Origin of the sequence: Fulvivirga imtechensis AK7, assembly GCF_000331535.1 — a bacterium.
Taxonomy (GTDB): Bacteria; Bacteroidota; Bacteroidia; order Cytophagales; family Cyclobacteriaceae; genus Fulvivirga; species Fulvivirga imtechensis.
Genome location: NZ_AMZN01000029.1, coordinates 20332 through 42906, shown reverse-complemented (window position 1 = coordinate 42906; position 22575 = coordinate 20332). Strand labels below are relative to the sequence as shown.

General features: G+C 42.4%; 17 protein-coding genes. 7 read left to right on the top strand and 10 right to left on the bottom strand.

Annotation, left to right across the window (positions count from 1 at the left end; genetic code table 11):
• Window positions 1-3: 3 nt before the first annotated feature.
• On the bottom strand, window positions 4-1902 hold the full coding sequence (locus C900_RS08915; protein ID WP_157493959.1) for an MBG domain-containing protein: 1899 nt from the start codon (window positions 1900-1902) through the stop codon (window positions 4-6).
• Window positions 1903-2110: 208 nt separating this feature from the next.
• Window positions 2111-6772 (bottom strand): MBG domain-containing protein, encoded by a 4662-nt coding sequence (locus C900_RS08910; protein WP_009579429.1) that lies wholly within the window; start codon window positions 6770-6772, stop codon window positions 2111-2113.
• 278 nt (window positions 6773-7050) lie between these two features.
• Between C900_RS08910 and C900_RS08905 the strand changes: the two genes are divergently transcribed.
• From C900_RS08905 to C900_RS08890, 4 genes are all read left to right on the top strand, one after another.
• Complete coding sequence (locus C900_RS08905) at window positions 7051-8244, top strand: glycosyltransferase family 2 protein (RefSeq protein ID WP_009579428.1); 1194 nt, start codon at window positions 7051-7053, stop codon at window positions 8242-8244.
• A 157-nt stretch (window positions 8245-8401) separates the two neighbouring features.
• Window positions 8402-8707, top strand: coding sequence for a hypothetical protein (locus C900_RS08900; protein ID WP_040496239.1), 306 nt, complete (start codon window positions 8402-8404; stop codon window positions 8705-8707).
• Window positions 8676-9398: a tetratricopeptide repeat protein gene (locus C900_RS08895; RefSeq protein ID WP_009579426.1), complete on the top strand. Its 723-nt coding sequence runs from the start codon at window positions 8676-8678 to the stop codon at window positions 9396-9398. Before C900_RS08900 ends, C900_RS08895 begins: the two co-directional genes overlap by 32 nt.
• Window positions 9395-10396 (top strand): glycosyltransferase family 2 protein, encoded by a 1002-nt coding sequence (locus tag C900_RS08890; protein WP_009579425.1) that lies wholly within the window; start codon window positions 9395-9397, stop codon window positions 10394-10396. Before C900_RS08895 ends, C900_RS08890 begins: the two co-directional genes overlap by 4 nt.
• Here C900_RS08890 and C900_RS28275 read toward each other — a convergent pair.
• On the bottom strand, window positions 10393-11037 hold the full coding sequence (locus tag C900_RS28275) for a TetR/AcrR family transcriptional regulator (protein ID WP_009579424.1): 645 nt from the start codon (window positions 11035-11037) through the stop codon (window positions 10393-10395). The genes C900_RS08890 and C900_RS28275 overlap by 4 nt on opposite strands.
• A gap of 103 nt (window positions 11038-11140) precedes the next feature.
• Between C900_RS28275 and ggt the strand changes: the two genes are divergently transcribed.
• Complete coding sequence (gene ggt, locus C900_RS08880) at window positions 11141-12838, top strand: gamma-glutamyltransferase (RefSeq protein WP_009579422.1); 1698 nt, start codon at window positions 11141-11143, stop codon at window positions 12836-12838.
• Window positions 12839-12864: 26 nt separating this feature from the next.
• Here the strand turns inward: ggt and C900_RS08875 are convergent, their stop codons facing one another.
• Together C900_RS08875 and C900_RS08870 are read right to left on the bottom strand one after the other, a co-directional pair.
• On the bottom strand, window positions 12865-13314 hold the full coding sequence (locus C900_RS08875) for a hypothetical protein (RefSeq protein WP_040496238.1): 450 nt from the start codon (window positions 13312-13314) through the stop codon (window positions 12865-12867).
• Between the two features lie 90 nt (window positions 13315-13404).
• On the bottom strand, window positions 13405-13845 hold the full coding sequence (locus C900_RS08870) for a response regulator (protein ID WP_009579420.1): 441 nt from the start codon (window positions 13843-13845) through the stop codon (window positions 13405-13407).
• A 568-nt stretch (window positions 13846-14413) separates the two neighbouring features.
• Here C900_RS08870 and C900_RS08860 point away from each other — a divergent pair.
• Window positions 14414-15037 (top strand): deoxynucleoside kinase, encoded by a 624-nt coding sequence (locus tag C900_RS08860; protein ID WP_009579419.1) that lies wholly within the window; start codon window positions 14414-14416, stop codon window positions 15035-15037.
• 191 nt (window positions 15038-15228) lie between these two features.
• On the opposite strand, the gene C900_RS08855 is transcribed toward C900_RS08860, so the two are convergent.
• The 5 genes from C900_RS08855 to C900_RS08835 are packed head-to-tail and all read right to left on the bottom strand — an operon-like array spanning window position 15229 to window position 19731.
• The gene (locus tag C900_RS08855; RefSeq protein ID WP_040496260.1) at window positions 15229-16107 is read right to left on the bottom strand and encodes a DUF5777 family beta-barrel protein; all 879 of its coding nucleotides are present in this window, start codon (window positions 16105-16107) and stop codon (window positions 15229-15231) included.
• 34 nt (window positions 16108-16141) lie between these two features.
• Window positions 16142-16675, bottom strand: a complete 534-nt coding sequence (locus tag C900_RS08850) for a YceI family protein (RefSeq protein ID WP_040496236.1) — start codon at window positions 16673-16675, stop codon at window positions 16142-16144.
• A gap of 26 nt (window positions 16676-16701) precedes the next feature.
• The gene (locus tag C900_RS08845; protein WP_009579416.1) at window positions 16702-17520 is read right to left on the bottom strand and encodes a hypothetical protein; all 819 of its coding nucleotides are present in this window, start codon (window positions 17518-17520) and stop codon (window positions 16702-16704) included.
• A gap of 5 nt (window positions 17521-17525) precedes the next feature.
• Window positions 17526-19172 carry a porin family protein gene (locus C900_RS08840; protein ID WP_009579415.1) on the bottom strand — a complete coding sequence of 549 codons (1647 nt, stop codon included), beginning with the start codon at window positions 19170-19172 and terminating at the stop codon, window positions 17526-17528.
• Entirely contained in the window at window positions 19156-19731 is a 576-nt protein-coding gene (locus tag C900_RS08835) for an RNA polymerase sigma factor (RefSeq protein ID WP_009579414.1), read from the bottom strand. Before C900_RS08835 ends, C900_RS08840 begins: the two co-directional genes overlap by 17 nt.
• 514 nt (window positions 19732-20245) lie before the next feature.
• Here C900_RS08835 and C900_RS08830 point away from each other — a divergent pair.
• Entirely contained in the window at window positions 20246-22567 is a 2322-nt protein-coding gene (locus tag C900_RS08830) for an SBBP repeat-containing protein (RefSeq protein WP_009579412.1), read from the top strand.
• The last annotated feature ends 8 nt before the right edge of the window (window positions 22568-22575 follow it).

Below are 22575 nucleotides of genomic sequence, written 5' to 3'. Positions count from 1 at the left end.
TCATCATCTTAGTATTGTGACTACACCCTCATACTTCCTTTTTCCATTATCAAGATCAATGGTATAAAAATATGCATCGGCAGGTAACTCTTTACCTCTGTGAGTACCATCCCAGGCACAGTCTCTATCGATACAGCTATATACCTTCTGACCGTGTTTATTGTAAACAGAGATAGCCACAATCGTATAAGCCTCCAAATTTACAAAGTTCCAGTGATCATTCACACCGTCCCCATTAGGAGTAAATGCATTTACTATATTTAACTCGGGTAGCACATAAATATTAATATCTCTGTGGGCGGGCAGGCTGGTATTGACGCTATCAGACACCGTTAATTTAAGCCTTTTTTGAGTTACCTGCGTTTCTCCCATGAAACTATTACTATAAAGTACATTTGCCAAAGCCACTTCGTAATTTGACCTGGTGTCCATACCTGATAACACCAATGTGCCTTCGCTAGCAATGAATTCAGCCGTAATTTGTTCACTGCTTCCGTTATATTCCAAACGATCCTCTCCGTCTATATAATTTTTGTCGATGACGATAGTTGCGCTATATATATGTGTATCGTCAAAATCATTGATAATTACACTTTCAGTAATAGGTCTTCCAGCATCTCCCTGATCGTAGAATAATGCATGTTTCTCAAGGTTGGTAATCACGGGCCTGTTATCTCCACCTGGCTCTCCTCCTTTTATGGTCAGCTTTCCGGAAGTTTGTCCTTTATAATTGGCCTCCCTGATCACAGCCTCTACAGTATATTCTCCAGGGTCAACCGGTGGGGCGCTTATACCATTATATGTTACTTCAACATTCAATCCGTCCGGGGTGGTTGTAACAGCCACCGCTTTAGGGTTGCCATCATAGGTAGCCGTAAGGTTGTTCAATGCAATACTGGCTGTAGCCTTGCTAATAACCATTGTTCCGGTGGCAGACCCGCTGTAATTTGGTTCAGTAATAGTTGCTTTCACCGTATAGCTGCCTGCATCTATGGGAGCTGAGGGCGAACCATTGTAAGTAACATCAACAGAAAGCCCCGGGGGGGATGTGGTAACCTTAGCAGATTGTTGACTGCCGTTATAGATGGTATTCAGAGCGCTGAGTGTAACATTGGCCGCCCCTTCTTCAATAATCAACGTACCAGTGCCGCTTCCCGTGTAATTCTTATCGTTAACCGTAGCCTTCACATTATAGCTACCAATATTTGTTGGGGGTTCTGAGGAACCGTTGTAGGTAAAAGACAGGTCTAATCCTGCCGGGGTGGTCGTAGCAGTAGCATGTTGCGGATTGCCATTGTAACTCTTTCTTATGGTCCCTACTGTTACATCAGCGGGAGCCTTATTGATCACCAGCGTACCAGTAGCCGATCCTGCATAATTGTCATCATCCACTGTGGCTTCCACATGGTAGCTACCTGCATCTGTCGGGGCTGCAGATGACTCATTGTAAGTAATTTCCACATCCAGGCCTTCTGGTGATGTAGTGACCTTCACTTCGTGGGCATCTCCGTCATACGTAGTATTGAGATCATGCAAAGTCACTGAAGCCTCATATTTGTCTATGGTGAGCGTAAATGACTGCACATCATTTTGACTGTGATTACTCACCCTCCTCACTGTTAGCTCAATAAAAAAGCTGCCTGCTTCCTCGGGTGTTCCACTAAGTTTTCCCGTGCCGTTACCAAAATCCTCAAGTTCAATACCATCGGGAAGCTCTCCATCAGTCATCACTATCTCTCTGGCAAAGAACCACCACCCATCAGTGGTGATGTTATATTCATAATGCTCTCCCAAAGCGCCTTCCTCCACGGGGATACTCGTGAATTTTGGTGATTGTGCCAGGGTACGGAATGACAAAGCCAGGCTTCCGATCATTATTCCTATATAGATTACTAGTCTCACTAGTCTCAAGTTGTTCAATTAACTGTTTGGTGAAAAATACCATGTGACTTTGTATTGATTTGAGATCAAATCACCTCAAAATCTTTAACTTACAGTGTCACATATTACTCTTCTTGAACAACTGAGATAATTAAAAGTTACAGACACAAACTAAAAAAACTTATCCGTCTTCCTCGTATCAGAGTACGCTTGCTCATCACTAAATATTCTATTTCAGGATGGTAACCGTACCCTGATACTTACGCCTGCCATTGTTAAGATCGATTGTGTAGAAGTAAGAACCTGCCGGCAAGGCTTTCCCCTCCATAGTGCCATCCCACTTGCAATCTACACTGCTACATGAAAAGACTCGGCTGCCATTATCGTTAAACACTGAGATTTTTATAGTAGTGTAATACTCCAGGTTCTTGAAATCCCAGTAATCATTAGTCCCATCATTATTTGGAGTAAAGGCGCTTACTATATCAACTTCGGGGAGCACTTCTGTTATTTCTATTTTTCGATTAAAAGCTTCACTCTTTTCTCCATCTTCATCTGTAACAACAATACTGATTGTCTTTTCCGTTTTGTCCGTTTCTCCAAGGAAGGTATTTTCATAAAGCACATTTTTGATTGCTTCCGCATAATTGATAAAATTATCTATACCAGTCAATTTCATTTCTCCGGTTTGTGCGTCAAATTTGCCTGTGATATTTGAATTAAAAGAATTATCGTACTGAAGTATATCCTCGCCTTTTATATACCCTTCTTGAAGTATGTTAATTGTGGCTTCTTTCAAGTTTTGATTATCAATGTCTCTGATCACCAAAATACGAGTAACAGGCACAGGGCCGTCCCCTTGCTTATAAAATATTGGTTCATCCTCTTTTTCCTTAAAAAATGGGGCATCATTAATAGCAATAACCACTATTGTTACCTCCGCTAGATCCGACCAGTCGTAACCATCAAAGGCTTGCCAAGTAAAATTGGCCGTTCCAGATTCATCAATAGGAGGAGTGTAAATTAGCTGTTTAATACTACCGTTATCAACCGTTATTTCATCCCCCGCCTTAATGGCCGTGCCTTGCCAAGTAAAAGTTTTGACGAAATCCGGCAATGACTGAATTCTTATTTTGGCAATATTATCATTCTCCGTATCCGAAAAAACACTATTGAAATCATCTATCAAAAATTCATATACTTCATCTTCATCAATGGATATATCAATGTTATTAATCAGTGGCGGAGTATTCACACTAATAGTAAAAGCCGTTGTCGAAAATTCTCCTGCCTGATCAGTCACCTTTACCGTTACAAGATAATTAGTTCCGGCAGCCCCTTGTGGCACTGTTCCTGATATGGCTGCCATACCATTTCCATTATCCTCCAGGGTAAGCCAGCCGGCTTCAGTGCTCATTGTTATTGTCAATACATCACCGGTATCAATATCTGTGGCCTCTACAACAGCAGAGAACTCCTCACCTACTCTGACGCGCTGGTCCGCATGGGTTTTCGTAAAAACAGGCTTATCATTGACAGGGTTAATCGTCACCTGAAAAGACCTTGAAATGCTATTGAAGCTTTCCGCACCACTGTCCTGTACAGTAACAGTAATATTGGCAACGCCATTTTGGTCGGCTTCAGGTCTAAAAGAGAGCGAACCTCCAACCTCAGGGCTGGTATAGTTCACATCTACATCGGAAATAAGATTTTCATTGTCCGACACTACGGTAACAGATAATGTTTGAGTCTCACCATTGCCCGCTGAAATACCAGTTAGCGGCACTGTTATTGTGCCGGGGTGATCTTCGTTAAAGGGGCCCTGGTCTGCAATGGGATCAAGCGTGGGTGGGTAATTTTGATATTCTACCGTGATCGTAAACTGTTGCTCGTCAGTGGCTCCCGCTGCATCTTCCACTATAAGTGTAACATTGTATTCTTCAAAATTGGTCGTACTGACAGGAGGTATTCCCGACAATAATGCCATACCATTTCCCTGATCAACAGGCTGGTCTAGCCAGGAAGGTATTGTGGTAGCGGTAATCGTATAATTGTCGTCAGGATCCTCGTCCTTTATCTGGATGTTGTATGTATATTCGATATTCTGCGTGGCCGTTGTCACAGGCTCCGAGGTAAACTCAGGCGCATCATTTATATTGATCACCGTAATGATAAAAGACTGCTCATCGAATGCTCCAAACATATCAGTAGCACGCAAAACAACGTCATGCTCACCCACATCAGCATTGGTAGGTGTGCCATAAAGAACATCATCTGTCCCATCTACTTCCCCTAATGCCAGCCAATCTGGCTTAGTTACAACAGAAATAGTCGGAGTGTCACCGGCATCCGGGTCTGTTGCGGTAACGTTGTAAGAATACAATTCATCCTCGTCCACAGATGTTACAGGTGTAGAGGTAAAGGATGGTTCAAAGTTTGTTTCTACCACTGTAATTTGAAACTCCTGTACCGCTTGTCTGCCCCCATCAGTAACAATCAGTAACACATCATGACTACCAATATCACCTGCACCGGGTGTTCCTGATAAAGTTCCCGAACCACCGCCATTGTCCTGAAAGGTTAGCCAGCCTGGCTTTACCACACTAGAATAAGTTAGCACATCACCTACATCCGGATCAGTGGCCTGGGAATTATACGCATAGTTACTACCTCTTACAGCTCCTAAAACAGGTGTACTGGTAAATACAGGGTTGTCCTGAACGGCTGCAACAGAAACTTTAAATTCATCATCCACAAAAAGGCCTCCTGTATCTGTAACCCTTACCGTGATAAAAGCTTCCCCATTTTGGTCTGGTGCAAAATCAAGGATCAACACGTCAGAGCTATTGATGTTGGTACTTGTGAATAGCGTGGGATTAGTGTTGTTCACCACTGCAAAGTTAAGGGCAGCATCACTATCCTCAGCATCGGCAAAGATTGGCCTCAGCGCTATGTTATAATTAGCAGCATCTTCGTTTACATTTACATCAGGTATCCCTGATGTAGTAGGAGGACCATTGATCACCAATACCTGGGAAGATGAACCTGAATAATTTGCGTTGCTAACTATAGCCTCTACCACGTAAGATCCCGGTGCAGAGGGTACTGTTGACGAGCCGTCATAAGTAACGGTAGTAGTCAGTCCAGAGGGAACAGTAGTAACTGTAACGGGTTTTTCGTCACCATCATAATTTTGATAGAGATTACTGATGGTAACTGTAGCCACTGCTTTATTTATGCGAAGAGAGCCACTATTAGAACCGCCATAATTCGTATCATCTACGGTAGCAACCACCGCATAGGTGCCCGCATTGGTGGGAGGTGTAGTTGAGCCATCATACGTAATATTTACAGTAAGACCAGATGGTGTGGTAGTAACAGTGACCATTTTAGGCGCTCCATCATAAGTTTGGATGGTATTTGATAACGATACCATTGCTGATGCCTTGGTGATACTGAATGTATTAGACGCTGACCCTGTATAGTTGGGATCATTTATTGTAGCTATTACTGCATAAGAACCAACATTAGTGGGTGGCGTCAATGATCCATCATAAGTAATGCTCACTCCTAATCCTGCCGGTGTGGTAGTAGTAGTAACAGGCTTCGGGTTGCCATCATATGTAGCAGTAAGACTGCCAAAAGTTACTGTTGCGCCGGCCTTGTTAATGGTAAAGGTGCCAGTGTTATTACCGCTGTAATTAACATCATTCACCGTAGCTGTTACCTCATAGCTCCCTGCATTGGTCGGAGCTGTGGCACTGCCATCATAGGTCACATCTACCGTAAGACCGGAAGGTGTGGTAGTGACCGTTGGTGACTGAGGGCTGCCATTGTAGGTAACAGTCAGGTCGTCAAGCGTTACGGTAGCGGTGGCTTTATTAATGGTGAAGGTACCGGTAGCGCTACCGGTGTAATTAGCATCATTCACCGTAGCTGTTACCTCATAGCTCCCTGCATTGGTCGGGGCTGTGGCGCTGCCATCATAGGTCACATCTACCGTAAGACCGGAAGGTGTGGTAGTGACCGTTGGTGACTGAGGGCTGCCATTGTAGTTAACAGTCAGGTCGTCAAGCGTTACGGTAGCGGTGGCTTTATTAATGGTTAATGTACCGGTAGCGCTACCGGTGTAATTAGCATCATTCACCATGGCTGTTACCTCATAGCTCCCTGCATTGGTCGGAGCTGTGGCACTGCCATCATAGGTCACATCTACCGTAAGACCGGAAGGTGTGGTAGTGACCGTTGGTGACTGAGGGCTGCCATTGTAGGTAACAGTCAGGTCGTCAAGCGTTACGGTAGCGGTGGCTTTATTAATGGTGAATGTACCGGTAGCGCTGCCGGTGTAATTAGCATCATTCACCGTAGCTACTACCTCATAGCTCCCTGCATTGGTCGGAGCTGTGGCGCTGCCATCATATGTCACATCTACCGTAAGACCGGAAGGTGTGGTAATGACTGTTGGTGTCTGAGGGCCGCCATTGTAGGTGGTTGAAAGGTCATCAAAACTTACAGTCGCTGTTGCTTTGGCAATGGAAAGCGTAAAACTTTGTGTATCGCTGCTGGCATTATCCAATTCTTCCCGCACTGTGAGAACAATGGGAAAACTTCCCGTTTCAGTTGGAGTGCCTGCCAACTGTCCTGTGCCATCTCCAAAGTCGGTCAGTGTAATACCTGCAGGAAGATCGCCCGAAGTCAGTAAGATCTCAAGATCGCCAGCGCCCGGAGAGGTTGTAATATTGTACTGGTAAGACGCACCATATTCACCATTTTCAACGGGTGTACTGGTAAATTGAGGCGACTGGGCGCGGGCATTTACCAAAATACCGCAAATGCTGATCGTGATGAAAATAACACCTATGATACTTTTAAAACGCAAACCGTTCGCCATTTATTCTAATAAATTGGGATAACAAATTTAACAGAAATATTACACTGATCTATTTTTTAATATTTTTATATATAAAAAACATTTTTCTGAAATCCCGGTTAAAAATTTTGATTTAACATTATCATCAACCTTTTTTGCTCAAATTTGCCTTTCAGGTATTTTTAGCATAACCGGTTAACTTATAAATAGTGTCTCTAAGAAAACAGCAATGTCTGCGCTACATTCGTTTTCTTAAAGCCACTTAGAGTTTCCTTACAAACACTAAATAGATCGCTTTAATGAATGAAATAATAGAGATTTGCTTCTGGACCTGTATATTCATTGTCGTTTATGCTTATGTTGGTTATGGGTTTTTACTCTTCTTTTTAGTTAAGATCAAACGTATATTTTCACGCAAACCAACCGCTACTTCTACAAAATTCTTCCCTGAGGTAACTCATATAATTGCTGCATACAATGAAGAAGACTGCATACGTCAAAAGATAGAAAACTCCCTCAGTCTCAACTATCCGGAAGACAAAATGAAGGTCTTGATCGTAACAGATGGCTCTACTGATGAAACAGCAGAAATTATCAAAAGTTATCCGCAGGTAGAACATCACCACGAAAATAAGAGGAATGGCAAGATCGCTGCGGTTAACCGTGTTATGCCTTTTGTCAAATCACCTGTCACTATTTTTTCGGATGCCAACACCACTCTTAACTCGGATGCCATTCAAAACATTGTACATCATTTCGGTGATCCTAAAGTTGGCCTGGTAGCTGGTGAGAAACGGGTGTTCTCCAATGAAAGTGATAATGCCGCGGCATCAGGTGAGGGTTTTTACTGGAAGTATGAATCAAAGCTAAAACAATGGGATTCGGAGCTGCATTCGGTAGTAGGAGCTGCCGGAGAGCTTTTCGCTGTCAGAACAGAGCTATTTGAACCTGTAGACAATCATATCATCATTGAAGACTTCTACGTATCTTTAAAAATAGCCATGGCAGGATATAAGGTAGAGTATGAACCTGACGCCTACGCCATGGAAACGGGGTCAGCATCTGTAAAAGAAGAACTAAAAAGAAAGATCCGGATCTCAGCGGGTGGCATACAAGCTATTGTGAAGTTGAGCCCACTCCTCAATATTTTTAAATATGGCACATTAAGTTTCCAGTACATATCACATCGCGTACTCCGATGGACCCTGGCTCCGCTGGCGCTTATCGTGATCTTTTTCAGTAATTTATATTTGGCCCTGTATAGTCATCAGCTTTATCAAGCCATTTTTGTCCTTCAGGCATTATTCTATATCTTCTCTGCTATCGGCTGGATGTTACAAAACAATAACCTGAAAGTGAAAGTATTTTTCATCCCCTATTATTTCACTATGATGAATTATGCCGTATTCAGAGGTTTCTTCAGGTATATAAAAGGCACCCAATCAGCCGTATGGGACAAAGCCAAGCGAGCCACCGCACAGGTGAATGTGTAGCTGATAGCTGGTCGCTGATTTCTTGTTACTGGTCTCTGAACTGTGAACCGTGAACTGAGAACTGTGAACTGTGAACTGCGAACTGTGAATCGAAAACACGAACTATTCATTTACTTTTTCAATAAAATCAAACTACTTTGCGTTTTAGTAGTTCTACTTGAAACGTGTTTTAACCATATCGCTCCTGGTCCTTAGCCTGCTATTTGCATGTGACAGTGCTAAGTACACCACTGTAAAACATGTGAAGCCTGACAACAGGAACAGGTTTTTCAACAAAAAGAAGGACAAGCATAAAAAACGGGTAAAATATGTAAAGGTAAAGATCCTGAAACAATCAAAAGAGGTGAAGCCTCCTCGAAAAAAGCCACCCAAAACAAAAAAGATCAAGGAAACGGAAGAAATTAAAGGACAGGACCTTGAAAATGTTGAAAATGAATCAGACAGCACAGGATTACTATATTAAAGGTATTGACCGCTGTAAAAACGACAATTTTGCAGAGGCCATAGAATGGTTTAGCCAGGCTCTGGCAGTTGATTCGAAACACCATGAAGCCCGCTATAACAGGGCGAAGTCCTTCTTCAAGCTGCAGCGCTTCAGTGAAGCGTTAGATGATTTCAACATACTGATCGAATTGCAACCGGACAATGCTTTCTACTATAGTGAGCGTGCAGTGGCATTACATCTTTCCGGAGACAATGGCCTCTCTTTACAAGACCTGAACAAGGCCGTAGAGCTGGAGCCTCACAAACCATTCCGGTATTCAAGCAGAGCCTTCATCAAAGAACGGATGGGCGATCTTAAAGGGGCCATTGCCGATTATGAAAAAACGATCGCCCTTGACCCTGAAGACGCCATCGCCTTCAACAACAAAGGCCTTATCGAGGAAAAACTGGGATATATTGAGCAATCTAATAAAAGCTTTGAACGAGCCGATCGGCTTGATCCGAAGTATGATCCTGAAAAAACAAAAAAAGCACCGGCTTCGGATCTCCCAAAAATAGAGCTTCACAAAAAGAAGGAGCAAAAACTGCAACGGGAAGAAAAGCTTACCATGAAAGGTTACTTACGACTGGTAAAGAGCCTACTGACCACCCGGTCCGAGCGAAAGGCGTTTAAAGAGTTTCTGAAGGGATTTTTGAAGCGCAAATCTTGAAAGTTTCGGTAGTTTTGCCAGTATTCAATGCAGAAAGCACCATTGAACGGGCTATCCGCAGTATTTTACAGCAAACCTTTGCAGATTTCGAACTGATAGTTGTTGATGATGGTTCAACAGACAACACTACACGGACAGTGCAGCGAATGACAAGCATGGACGACAGGCTCAGGTTATTTCATCTTTCCCGGTCAGGCATTGCGCGGGCGCTTAATTTTGGCATAAAAATGAGTTCAGGAAAATACATTGCCCGTATGGATGCTGACGATTTTTCGCTAAGTACGCGGTTAAAGCAACAGGTCGAATACCTGGATACACATACTGATACCGGCCTTGTTTCGTCACTGGTACGATACAAAGGGGACACAGTGGCCCGGGAAGGTTATGCCACTTACGTCAACTGGATCAACACCATTATCACCTCTGGAGAAATTCAGCATAAAAGATTTGCAGAATCCCCTTTCTCCCACCCTTCTGTAATGTTTCGCAGGCATTTGGTACATCGGTTCGGGGGCTACCAGGAAGGTAAGCTGCCTGAAGACTACGAATTGTGGTTACGCTGGCTGCATCATGGTGTGGCAATGGCCAAAGTAAATGATTATCTTTTAGAGTGGCACGACTACCCTGAAAGACTATCGCGCAATCACAGTCACTATGCCTATGAGAGATTTTTTCTTGTGAAGTCCAGGTACCTAAAACTATATTTGAAGCAGCAATTTGGTAAACTGCTACCACCTCTCTGGGTTTGGGGAGCAGGCAGGGTTGTCAACAACAGAGTCAGGTACTTAAAGCAGTTGGGGCTCACCATCGACAAATTTATAGACGTGAAGTTAAGAAATGATAAAGGCGAGCGTTTTATCCATTATACCCGGCTTCCTGCTCCGGGCAATTTATTTATTTTGTGCTATGTGAGCGACCGCCGGGGAAAAGCGGATATCCTTCAATACCTGGGGCAGAAAGGTTATAATGAGGGTGTGGACTTCCTGATGATGGCTTAGTGTAATCCTTTTAGCAGGTTATCAATATTTCTCCTAAAAAAGGCCCTTATCGGACTAATCTGCTCCAAATGCGATGTTACCACCGAACCATAGAGTACTGTCAGAAACAAATTGGCAAGTTCTTTGGTATCACTCGAAAGCGTTATTTGCTTATTGAAAATAGCTTCAAGAAGAAATTTCTCCATCATTTGATGAATGGACATGATCTGTATCTTATTCAGATACTCCTCTTTTGGGTAAAGAAGCTGTCTTTCAACAAGCTTTAAGGGAAATGGAGATGGTGGCCTGCTCAAGCTTGTAAAATAGCTGATCAAATTAAGTATAAGCCCCGGGTTTCGTTCAAAAGTATCAGACACCCGATCAAAAAGATATTTGACCCCCTCTATGCCTTCTTTTGGATGGTGATAAAGCTCTATGGCTCTATCGAGGCACCAGACTCGCAGATAATATAACAGGATGTCATCTTTTTGCGGGAAATATTTAAAAAAAGTAACCTTCGAGATCTTTACTTTCTCGCAGATATCATCGACATAAAGATCAGTAAATGACTTTTTACCAAGTAGCTGTGTAGCAGCATGAAGGATGTTCAGCTTGATCTTCGCAGACTTCTTTTCTCGTACCCCGACTTCTAGAGTTTCCATAATTCAGCAAACAATATACTATTATTTCGGTAATTAATACCGCAGTTTGTTTGTAAAATCTTACAGCAAACAAGTATATTAGAAATTGTTTAAAGATTTATATATGAACGCAAGAATATTAGCTATTATTTTCCTGATAACCAGTGTCTTTGCCTGCCAACCGGATGAACCATCATCAAAGCAACCGGTTATGGGTTTGATCACTGATAGCGCTATGGTGGTATCAGCTCATCCGCTGGCTTCTCAGGTAGGTGTCGATATACTTGCAAAAGGTGGTAATGCGGTTGACGCAGCAGTGGCCGTGCAATTTGCCCTGGCTGTAGTATTTCCGGCAGCGGGGAATATTGGTGGCGGAGGATTTATGCTATATCGTAGCCACGATGGTAAAACTGATGCTCTGGATTATAGAGAGACAGCTCCTTTGGCATCCCGTGAGACTATGTACCTCGATGAAAACGGTGAAGTAATAGAAGATCTCAGCCGCATGGGCCATCTTGCTGCGGGAGTGCCTGGCTCCGTAGCCGGTATGGTGGAAGCTCACAAAAAATATGGCCGTTTGTCCTGGAGTGAACTGGTACAACCGGCTATTGACCTGGCGAAAAATGGCTTTCCCTTAACACAAAAAGAGGCGAAAGGGTTGAATGGCAATAGGGAGCAGTTTCAGCAATACAATACGGTGACACCCCACTTTGCTACCCGGCAATGGGCTGAGGGGGACACACTACAACTCCCTCACCTGGCTGAAACGCTCATGCGCATCCGGGATCATAAGAGGGCTGGGTTCTATGAGGGAAGAACTGCAGACCTTATTGTGGCTGAGATGAAACGTGGGAATGGCATTATAACCCTGGAGGATCTTAATAACTATCATGCTATTTGGAGAAAACCGGTAGAAGGCGTCTACAAAGAATATAAAATAATTTCTATGCCTCCTCCTTCAAGTGGCGGTATTGCGCTCATACAATTACTCAAAATGATAGAGCCTCACCCTCTTGCAGATTATGGGTTTCATTCTCCCCAGGCTATACACTATATGGTAGAGGCAGAAAGAAGAGTTTATGCCGACAGGGCAACACACCTGGGTGACCCGGATTTTTACCTCGTACCCACGGCACATCTTCTTGATACCACATATCTCAAAGAACAAATGCTTACCGTAAGCCCCACAAATGCCACTCCGAGTGATTCTATCAATGCCGGTGACTTCTCACTTTATGAGTCGGAAGAGACAACACACTTCTCAATTATTGACACAAAAGGCAATGCGGTGGCCGTTACAACAACGTTAAATGGCAGTTATGGTTCTTATGTGGTGGTAGATAGCGCAGGGTTCATTCTGAACAACGAAATGGATGACTTCAGTGTGAAACCCGGGGTACCAAACATGTACGGTCTGGTAGGAGGCAAAGCCAATGCTATTTTACCTTTAAAGAGAATGCTCAGCTCAATGACCCCGACAATATTAGAGAAAAACAAAAAACTGTATATGGTAGTTGGCACACCGGGGGGCTCTACTATCATCACATCTGTTTTCCAGGCAATACTGAACGTCACTGAATTTAATATGACCATGCAGGAGGCGGTAAATGCAGGAAGGTTTCATCACCAGTGGAAGCCGGATGTTATATTGATAGAAAGGAATGCACTGGATAAGGATACCCGAGAAACGCTTGAGGAAATGGGACACCGGATAGAGGAACGGGGAACTATTGGTCGCGTGGATGCTATTTTGGTACGGCCCAACAGGGAGCTGGAGGGAGGCGCTGATCCCAGAGGTGATGATGCTGCACGAGGTTTTTGAGCGCCAACTTCCCTGGGATCAAATATTTACCCACCATGTAGTAAGTTATTTATGTTCTCACTTTCCACTATACTGGAAGTAAGAGAAAACACCTCTCTTTTGAGCGTTCTGTGCGCTTTAATGAAGTCTGCAAAATCATCTTCCAGTTCTGCATGCTCATTTCTAAATATTATCTCATCATAGCTAAACGGGTTTTCCATCAGATCTTTAAGATGCCTCATGTGTTTTAAAACGCAATGGATCAAATCATTTTTAAATTCCTGAAGCACTGAAAGCTTCAGCTTCACCTTTTCGACACGTCTTATATTATCATTTTCCGTAAGCCACATACTATACCTGTTTAAAAGATTTGAAAGGAAATTCAATTCGTCCGAATAAAAATCCATATCAGATTTCCAATGGCCGGATAAAACATACAACTCTTCCCAACCTGCCTGCTTCAGGTAGTCGCTTTTGGGTCTTATTCTCATTTCCATGGCTATGGCGCTTAATTTGTTTAATTCAAAAGTAAAGACTAGCGCAAGAGGCTAAAATGACTTTTATCAGAAGATATGCTGATTTACGACCTATACCTTTTGGTGATGATTGAAAACAATCCATTTCATACCTAAATCAGCGACAGTTTCCGCGAAACTTCTAAAATCAACAGGTTTTACAATGTACCTGTCAGCCCCGAGTTCATTACACCTTTTAATTTTTGGGTCGGAAGATGAAGATGTAAGCACTATCACCGGTATTCCGGCCGTTTTTGTATTCGATCTCAATTTTTGAAGCACTTCCAGTCCTGAGACTTTGGGCATATTCAGGTCAAGCAACACTACCCTTGGGGTGCCTTCTTCTGCCCGGCCCGGAACACCTGCAGCGCCAAAGAAAAATGTAAGGGCCTCTTCACCGTCATTCAAATGTATCACTTTGTTGGCCAGGTTTTTTCGCTTCAGCGCCCTTATAGCCAACGCTGCATCATCGGGATTATCTTCTATCAAAACTATCTCTATTTCCTGCTCCATGAGAGAACAATTTATTAACCGGCTAGGAATGGCTCCTTTTGGTTTAACAATGGCAATGAGATTAAGTTAATAGCTTTCTGAAATATATTATTCGACCTCTCGCACCTGTTCCCGGACCCCGTTCCGGGACCCTTCAGAAAAGCACTTCTTGAGAAGTAGTCCAACAAACCCGAGACAATGGAATGGCGCAAAAAAATCCTGGCCCTTCGGATTTTCATAGCTTTTGGTGAAGCTTACTTCGGTTATCGCCTTTTGCCAGGGGGCTCTGGAACAGGTCCGGGACTGGTAGGTTTTTGGGAGTTTTTATTCTGGAAATTATCCCCGACATCTTTACGGCATTGGCGATTGTGCTGCACCTCAGAACCAAAACTTAATATAGCCTTAATAATTAATTTCTATTTACCAGTGGAGGCCCCAGTACTTTTGAAGCAGTAAAATTTTCTTCATAAGTGGGGTTTCACTAAAAGGGTAAAACCCGGGCCGGCTGGTTACCGGCCTTTTTTCTTTTTTATTTTTTTACTTAAGATTCTAAGTAATAGATTTGCCTGCAAAAAATTAATCTCTCGATATGCACATCGCTATCTGCGGCAACATTGGTTCCGGAAAAACAACTCTCGCTAAAATGCTCTCCAGACACTATGGCTGGCATGCTGAACTGGAATCCGTTGAAGATAATCCATACCTGGCAGATTTTTATGAAGATATGGAACGCTGGTCATTTCATCTCCAGGTATTCTTTTTGAACAGTAGATTTACTCAAGTAAAGAAAATAAGAGAAAGCTGGCAGTCTACCGTTCAGGACCGCACTATTTACGAAGATGCCTATATTTTTGCCTCTAATTTATATAAATCCGGATTCATCAACGACAGGGATTATGGCAGCTATCTCACGCTCTTTGAGTCGATGATGCAACATGTGGAGCCACCTGACCTATTGATCTATTTAAAGGCTGATATTCCGAAGCTTGTTAGTCAAATTGAAAAAAGGGGGCGCGACTATGAAAATGCAATCAGGCTCGACTATCTAAAAAACCTGAATGAACATTATAAAAACTGGATCCAAGGCTACGACCTGGGCAAGCTTTTGGTGATAGATGTTAATAACCTCGATTTCGTGGCCAGGAGAGAAGACTTCGCGCACATCGTCAGCAAAATTGATGTGGAGCTACATGGTTTATTCAGCACCAAATAGAGTGGATCTGTAATCGGTGATCGGTGAACTTTCATCGGATGAGTGTCTTCTCAAAGCAAGTCTCATCCGATGAATATATGGAAGACTGAAGTCCGAAGAGGACCGAAGCCGGTGATTAGTGATTTCACTACCAACTACCGGTACCGGTTTCTTCGTCTCAATACTCAAGTCTCACATCTCAATACTCCACTTTACCAGTCCCCTTCCTTCTTTCCTCCGAGAGAAAAGGTTCTTGAAATGTTAAAGCCAAAATGAATATCGCCATCAAAGAAGTCGTCCCGGTTTTCCGTGATGAATGATCGCTCTACCGTCATAACGGAATTGGTGAAGTGCAACTGGAACACATGCCCTCCCGTTTCAATGTCAAACCCAATGGCGACAGAATTCTTGTACGGAGAATCTGTGGGAGGATCTAATCTATAATAGTATTCTGCATTCAATGCGAGCCTTTTGGTAAGCTTTATCCTTCCTCCTACTCCTATAGCCACCTGGTTATTCTCATCAAAGCTTTCCACCCTGTTTTTATGAACGAACACGGGCATCACCTGAAGAGAAAAATTGTTGCTGAACTTTTTAGCTATCAAAAGCTGATGGGTATTGGCCAAACGATCCGTCAATTCATACGTTGGATCATCCTCTTCTTTTGGAGTTGTTTTCAATGCTATACTATTAAACAGTACAACAGAGAATGGGAAACCCTTTTCGGATTGTTGCACTATTCTGTATTTCAAAAAACCATCAAATGTTTTGTCATAAGAGCTTCGTCCCACGCCAACATTGAGGTTTTCGCTTATACCATACTCCAGTCCCAGCCGAATGTTGGCCTGGTCCAGGCCAAAAAGGTTGTGAGCCCCGGAATTGATACGGCCGAAGCGGTGGCTGATCAAAAACTCCAGTTCATTTTTGCTTTTAGTCTCAACAGAATGCCCCAGAATGATACGGGTACCTTTAAAAGTAGCTGAGGCATAACCTTTATCGTCAGGTTCATCCACAAGGTTCATCAGATCATCTTGTGAATATGCAGGCGCCATACACAAAATGACAGCCATTAGAGAGATTATTTTTTTCAATTTCTTAGATTTTGTCATGGTTAAAAAATACTGGCTATATAGGTTGGTAAATAAAATTCATGGTCACTTCCACCTCTTCGGCAATATTCTGCCAAAGGACCTGAGGTATTTTTACATTGTAGTCTTCTAATCTTACTTTAAAAACGCTCTTCAGGTATATCTGTCCATCTTTCAGTTCCATAGTGCCATCCACGTTGACAGGTTTAGTCACGCCATGAATGGTCATGTCTCCTTGTGCTGATACCTTCTGAGTGCCGGCCTTATTTTCAAAACCTGTAACTGTTCCCTTAAAAATCGCCTTGGGATACTGGTCAGACTCCATGTAATTTTCATTGAAATGCTCTTGCATCAGCGATTTCCTAAACTCAAATGACTTAATGGGCACCGAAAACACAATATTGCCATTGCTTTCGTCAAATACGCTGGAGGCTTTGGCGTTGTCAGCGGCAATATTTTCAAGGGTTGCTTCCGAGAAGAACCTCACTTTACCTTCCACTGACTTATACTTTTGCGCCTGAACCTCAAAAAAAAGGCACAAAAAAAGGATTACTATAACTAGTCTCATCATTGTTTTTTATATGTTAAGGTCAATAATTAATTATCAAGAGCGCCATCATCCACCCAACAGGCAATGAGGGCTTTTTCTTCTTCAGTGATTGAACCTGTTAGTGGCATGGTTCCGTCTTGGGTAAGTTCTTTTATTCTGGCTGCTTTATTCTGGACATTGGAGAAGACCGTCCAGTTTCTATCAGAGCCGTTATCACCATTATGACATCCGCTGATGGCACAGTTGGTCATAATAATTTCTTTTACCTGCTGTTCATAGCTAGTTCCGTTTAGCACCTTCTTTTGTGAGGATACTTCACAGTCTGTATCGTCTTTAATGGTAACAGTATATATACCAGCAGTCAGGCCACTGAAAGTGCTGGATGCCTGGAAACTACCTTCATTTAACTTGTATAATATTATACCATCTCCTGCAGCCGTTACAGAAAGCTGGCCATTGGAGTCCTCACAACCTGCTACCGTGACAGATACCGAGGAAATAGCCAATGTGGCACCCTCTACACCCACTGGCACTTCCGTGGATACTTCACAACCATTATCATCCTTCGCAGTAATAGTAAAGTTACCGGCTGAAAGATTACTGAAGGTTCCTGAAGATTGGAAGGCGCCGTTATCAATACTAAAGGTGATCTCTCCTTCACCACCCTCGGCAGACACACTGACACTTGCATCGCTGGAAGCACAGCCTGATGCTGCTTCAATATTATCTACATTGATCAGCAGGCCTGATTTTGAACAATCCACCACAGGTTTGGGATCATCTTTTTCATTGGTGCAATTGCTCAGCAGTGGTATAACCAAAATTAACAGAAAACAATATTGTAAAAGGTTTACTTTCTTCTTCATGATTATTATTTAGGTATAAATTGATATTTCAGATTTAAAAATGCACCCGTACTCACCAAATCGACTTTCCCCTCTCCCACTCCCGACATAGGGGCTTTGAGGAAGGGCTCCAGTTGTAAAAATATGTGCCGGCCTATTCTGCGCTCATAACCCACCGACAAGTTTAAAATGCTAAACCAGTGGCTATTTTCGTTCTTGATCTCCTCTGACCACGACCAGGGCCCTGAGCCACCGGTCTTCGTGTAATTATAATTTTCCCTGAGCATCACGTAGCTGGAAGCGCCTGCTGTAAAGTATAAACTATGATTATCGGCCTGTTGAGCGTAATAGTGGATATTCAAAGGAATATCGATTACGCGACAATCTGCATCCAGTCTGTCTGTGGGCCCGGAGGAATAGCTTCCACCACCTTCTTCGTTAAAGTATATTTTTTTGGAATAGATGGCTCCGGCTGAAATACTCCATCGCTTTCCTATGGGGTACTCACCCAGCAGACCGAAATTACTTCCCGGCTTATCTGGTTTGAAGTAGCCGATAGAACTGAAATCCGGGGAATATGTCAGCTTTAATGCAAACCCACGTTTTTCCTGCTGCTCCTTCTCTTGTTCCTCTGCCGGCACCGGTAGTATCTCCCCTTCACCAAGGTGATAATCCCATGGCAAATATCCCATCCGCAATACTGTATCAGGTTCGTCTGCAACATCTCTTTGAAGGTAAAAAGCCTTATTAACTGATTTTCGGTTGATTTCTGTCACCACACGCTCTTCCCTCACCTCAGATATGCTCTGCTTTTGATCCACCACAGAATTCTCATTCCGATCGGACTGAAGAATAATGGCCTTCTCCATTTCGCCAGAGACCGCTTTCTCCTCGTCAGATACAGCCCTTCTCGCTGCTTCCCATTTGGAGATGACGTCTTCATCTTCCATGTTCGATACAATAAGTTCTGATAACTTCTTCCCCGGCAAACCGGCATCTTTCTCTCCCTGAGAGTCTACTATTTTCTCGTCATTTTCCTGCCGGGTAGCCATAGCCTCATCTTCCAAAGACCCATCCAAAGTCATTTCCTCCCGCTGGCTTATCGAGGTGCGGTTATGCCGCTCTTTCCTGCTTTGCGTTGATACAATCGCACCGCCCTCATTATCAGCATCATGTAAGGCCACCTGGTCATTTTGGATGGCACCTGTCTGGGCTTCTGTATGGCTATTGGTGTCAAAATCCCTGGTTTTTATATCTTTATCGTCAACTGCGCTTTGATCCGGTTCCTCCGGTGAAAGTGAATTTGACGAATTATCGATTCCATTAATGCTGTTTCGATCCAATGCGCTTGTCTGATCAGACACTTCCAGGTCCCCGGCCGCCTTTGATGGTTCTAAAGATTGTGCCGCACTGTCGTCTTTAATTGAAATAGGAGCTACATTTCTATCCACCTCATCATTCCTGAGCGTATACCATCCAACCATCACAGAACCGAGGATGAAAAGGCCAATGACTACCCCAAGAACCTTGAAATATCCCATGCCTCCATCAGGCTCATCTCCGTCCAGCCTGCGATCAATATCTTTCCAGGCCTCCTCATCAAAGGTGGTGCTATATTTTTCAGCGGCTTCCCGAAATATCTTGTCAATATCTTTATCAGATATGCTGCTCATATAGTTCTTTATTCGTCTTCACGAGCATCTTGCGTAGATTAGCACGTGCTTTTGATAAATTAGATTTTGAAGTACCCACGGATATCCCCAGCTCCGAAGCTATATCTTCATGGCTATAACCATCTATTGCGTACAGTGAGAAAACTGTTCTGTACATCGGTGATAGCTTCTGAACAAGTCCCAATAATTCATTATATGACATCTCACTAATGACATTACCATCAGCAGGGTCATCACAACCTTCGAGGTCAGAATGATAGTAATGCTTTTTATTGGCCCTGAAATGATCTATAGCGGTATTGATCAATATTCTTCTCATCCACCCCTTAAATGATTTGCTACTGTCATACATCTTTATTTTAGCAAAAACCTTCATAAATCCATCATTCAAAATTTCCTTTGCCTCCTCTTCACTTTGTGCATACCGGATACAGATGCTCATAGCATATACATAGTAATGCTTATAAAGCAATCTCTGGCTTTCACGATCATTGTTCCTGCAGCCTTGTATCAGGATCATCACATTATCCGGGTTTACCTTATTATTTAAATTTTCCACTACACGAGAAAGGTTGCGAATAGGTTGCCTCCCTATTTCAATTTAAATGTTTAAACTCATTTTTCCGCTTTATTTCACTGATTTGACCTACATCAAGAGCGACAAAACCAACTGCAAAAAGAAATATTTTCTTCATGAAGAATTTAATAAAAGCAACTATTCAATGTAGACAACCCTAACTGAATTGGTGTACAATAGGTGAACAATAGTAGAAATATGCTTTTAAACAGCGAATTAGTGTCCTCTAAGAAAACGCCAATGTCTGCGTTACGCCCGCTCCAGAAATGCTCATCCCGACAACTGTAACAACTGTACGGCGCTCCGTTTTTTGGTACTTCGTCCCGCCCTTTGGCGGGAACGTTTTCTTAAAGCCACTTAGAGTTTTCTTATAGACAGGAATTAGTGAACAAATGTATTCTTGTGATCAGAAAAAAGCATTTGATTATTTCCTATAAAATAAAAATAAACTTATATTGGACCTCAAAAAACAAACTCCAATAAAAAATTTCATTTCATGAAGCAAATTTTCCTACACCTGTTTTTTCTATCTTTATTTATCTCAGCCATAAATAACTGTTACGCACAAAAAGTTCTTTTTGCAACAAAAGCAGGGAGTAATAGCTCCGGGAGCACAGGTGACGAAGCAAATAGCATTGCCGTTGATGAAGAAGGAAATGTTTATCTCACCGGTACCATTTTGGCTGGTTCCTCCGGGGCTGTTTTCGGTGAGGGGGAGGCAAATGAAACTACCCTTTTCATTAATGGTTCTTTTGTTGCTAAATATGACAATGTTGGAAAACTGATATGGGTTCAACAAGCAGGCGCTTCAAATAATAGTATCACTAGTTATGCTATCGATGTAGACGATAATCAAAACGTTTATATTTCAGGCTCCTTCTTTCAAGAAGCCACGTTCGGTTTGGGGCAGGTCAATGAAACCACATTATCCGGAGCATCCGGGGAAATATTTATTGCCAAGTATGATAAGGATGGAAATCTAAACTGGGCGAAAGGTATTGGAGGTGAAAATGATGACAATCCGGGTGGGCAAGGATTAGTGGTGGATAAAAATGGCTATGTGTATGTTACCGGTGCATTTTGGGGGACTGTTATATTTGGAAAAGGAGAAGCAAATGAAACAATCCTTGAAGGCCAAAATACCGACATTTTCATCTCAAAATATGCCCCGGACGGAACTCTTTTGTGGGTAAAAAGTGCAGGGGGAGCAAATTTTGACTCTGGTAAAAACATTGATATAGATAATAACGGATACGTTTATGTAACTGGAAATTATTTTGATGAGGCAACTTTTGGAGGAGGGTTGTCCAATGAAACGGTTTTAAATGACGGAAATGAATCCTCCTTTATCGCGAAATATGATAATGATGGTATTTTTATATGGGCAATTGAACCATTCTCTTCAGGGGTTGGTGATGTCAGTGGCGATATAAAAGTCGATGAAAGCGGTGATGTCATTTTTACAGGAAGTTTTTTTGGTTCAATAACATTAGGTTCAGGCTCTGACAATGAAACCCAGCTCACCGGCACAGGATTAGACGAGATAATTCTCGCCAAGTACAATTCCTCCGGAGAATTTATTTGGGCAAAAACAGGTATCAGTTCCAGTGATGACAGAGGAATTGGGTTAGACATTGACAGCCTCTCAAACATATTTGTCACCGGATATTTTGGAGATGAGATTCAATTTGGTGCTAACGAGAGAAACGATTCAACTATTGCAAACTTGGGCTCTGGTGATATTTTCCTGGCTAAATTTTCGACAGACGGTGAGTTTATTTGGGTTACATCAGCTGGCAGTACAGACTGGGAACAGGGTTCAGACGTAGCATTGGACAAGTTCGGTAATGCCCACTTAGCAGGTTTTTATAGGGGTGATATTGTTTTTGGTGATAATGAAGCAAATGAAACTACGCTTCCATCAAATGGATTCAACGAGATTTACTTATCAAAATTTGAGAAATCTTTCAATACTGAGCCTGAATTTGAAATTGTAGGAAGCAGAGTTTTTCAAGAAGATTTTTCGGGAACCCAAGTATTAGAAATGTCTCAACTAAATACTCCATCTGAAGAGACGGGTCAAGCTGTATCTTATACTATATCTCCAGATAATTCTGATCTTTTTGAGTTTACATTTGACCAATCCACCGGTAGGCTTGAAATAACATCATTGCAAGACAAATTCGGTGAACAGAGTTTTACAATTACAGCAGATGATGGAGCCAAAGAAAATTATTCTTATACAGAAGTGCTGATTATTACCATTGATCCGGTAAATGATGCCCCATATATTACGGGTCTCGCAAGAGAACTGACTACACAAACAAACACTTCACTGGAAATTTCTTTGGCAGACTTACTTGTCACAGATGTTGATAATAACTTTCCGGAAGACTTTACTTTGAAAGTCATGGAAGGAGAGAACTTCACGGTGTCTCAAAATGAAATAAATCCAGAAATTGATTTTATTGGAAGTCTTAGTGTACCGGTAACGGTCAATGATGGGGAGTTAGAGAGTGACAATTTTATCGTCAATATTGAAGTAACAGAAGTAGTTGGAACCAATATCGAGTTTACATCAAAAGACTTTGCGGTTTACCCAAATCCTGTCATTGAAAGTGTAACAATTGTTTTAAGGAACAACGCTGAACCTTACGGAGTCAGAATTTTCACACCTCAGGGAATATTGTTGCACTCATCAAATCACAGAGGTGAAAAAGAGAAATCCATTAATCTACATTTTTTACGAGATGGTATCTATATACTACAAGTAACCAAAAAGAACAAGGTTGAGACTGTCAAGCTACAGAAAAAATAATGCTTCAG

Excerpts from the sequence above, each read along its gene's own strand:
- C900_RS08910 (WP_009579429.1), bottom strand. The coding sequence starts at position 6,772 with ATGGCGAACGGTTTGCGTTTTAAAAGTATCATAGGTGTTATTTTCATC.
- C900_RS08905 (WP_009579428.1), top strand. The coding sequence starts at position 7,051 with ATGAATGAAATAATAGAGATTTGCTTCTGGACCTGTATATTCATTGTC.
- C900_RS08895 (WP_009579426.1), top strand. The coding sequence starts at position 8,676 with ATGAATCAGACAGCACAGGATTACTATATTAAAGGTATTGACCGCTGT.
- C900_RS28275 (WP_009579424.1), bottom strand. The coding sequence starts at position 11,037 with ATGGAAACTCTAGAAGTCGGGGTACGAGAAAAGAAGTCTGCGAAGATC.
- ggt (WP_009579422.1), top strand. The coding sequence starts at position 11,141 with ATGAACGCAAGAATATTAGCTATTATTTTCCTGATAACCAGTGTCTTT.
- C900_RS08875 (WP_040496238.1), bottom strand. The coding sequence starts at position 13,314 with ATGGAAATGAGAATAAGACCCAAAAGCGACTACCTGAAGCAGGCAGGT.
- C900_RS08870 (WP_009579420.1), bottom strand. The coding sequence starts at position 13,845 with ATGGAGCAGGAAATAGAGATAGTTTTGATAGAAGATAATCCCGATGAT.
- C900_RS08860 (WP_009579419.1), top strand. The coding sequence starts at position 14,414 with ATGCACATCGCTATCTGCGGCAACATTGGTTCCGGAAAAACAACTCTC.
- C900_RS08850 (WP_040496236.1), bottom strand. The coding sequence starts at position 16,675 with ATGATGAGACTAGTTATAGTAATCCTTTTTTTGTGCCTTTTTTTTGAG.
- C900_RS08845 (WP_009579416.1), bottom strand. The coding sequence starts at position 17,520 with ATGAAGAAGAAAGTAAACCTTTTACAATATTGTTTTCTGTTAATTTTG.
- C900_RS08840 (WP_009579415.1), bottom strand. The coding sequence starts at position 19,172 with ATGAGCAGCATATCTGATAAAGATATTGACAAGATATTTCGGGAAGCC.
- C900_RS08830 (WP_009579412.1), top strand. The coding sequence starts at position 20,246 with ATGAAGCAAATTTTCCTACACCTGTTTTTTCTATCTTTATTTATCTCA.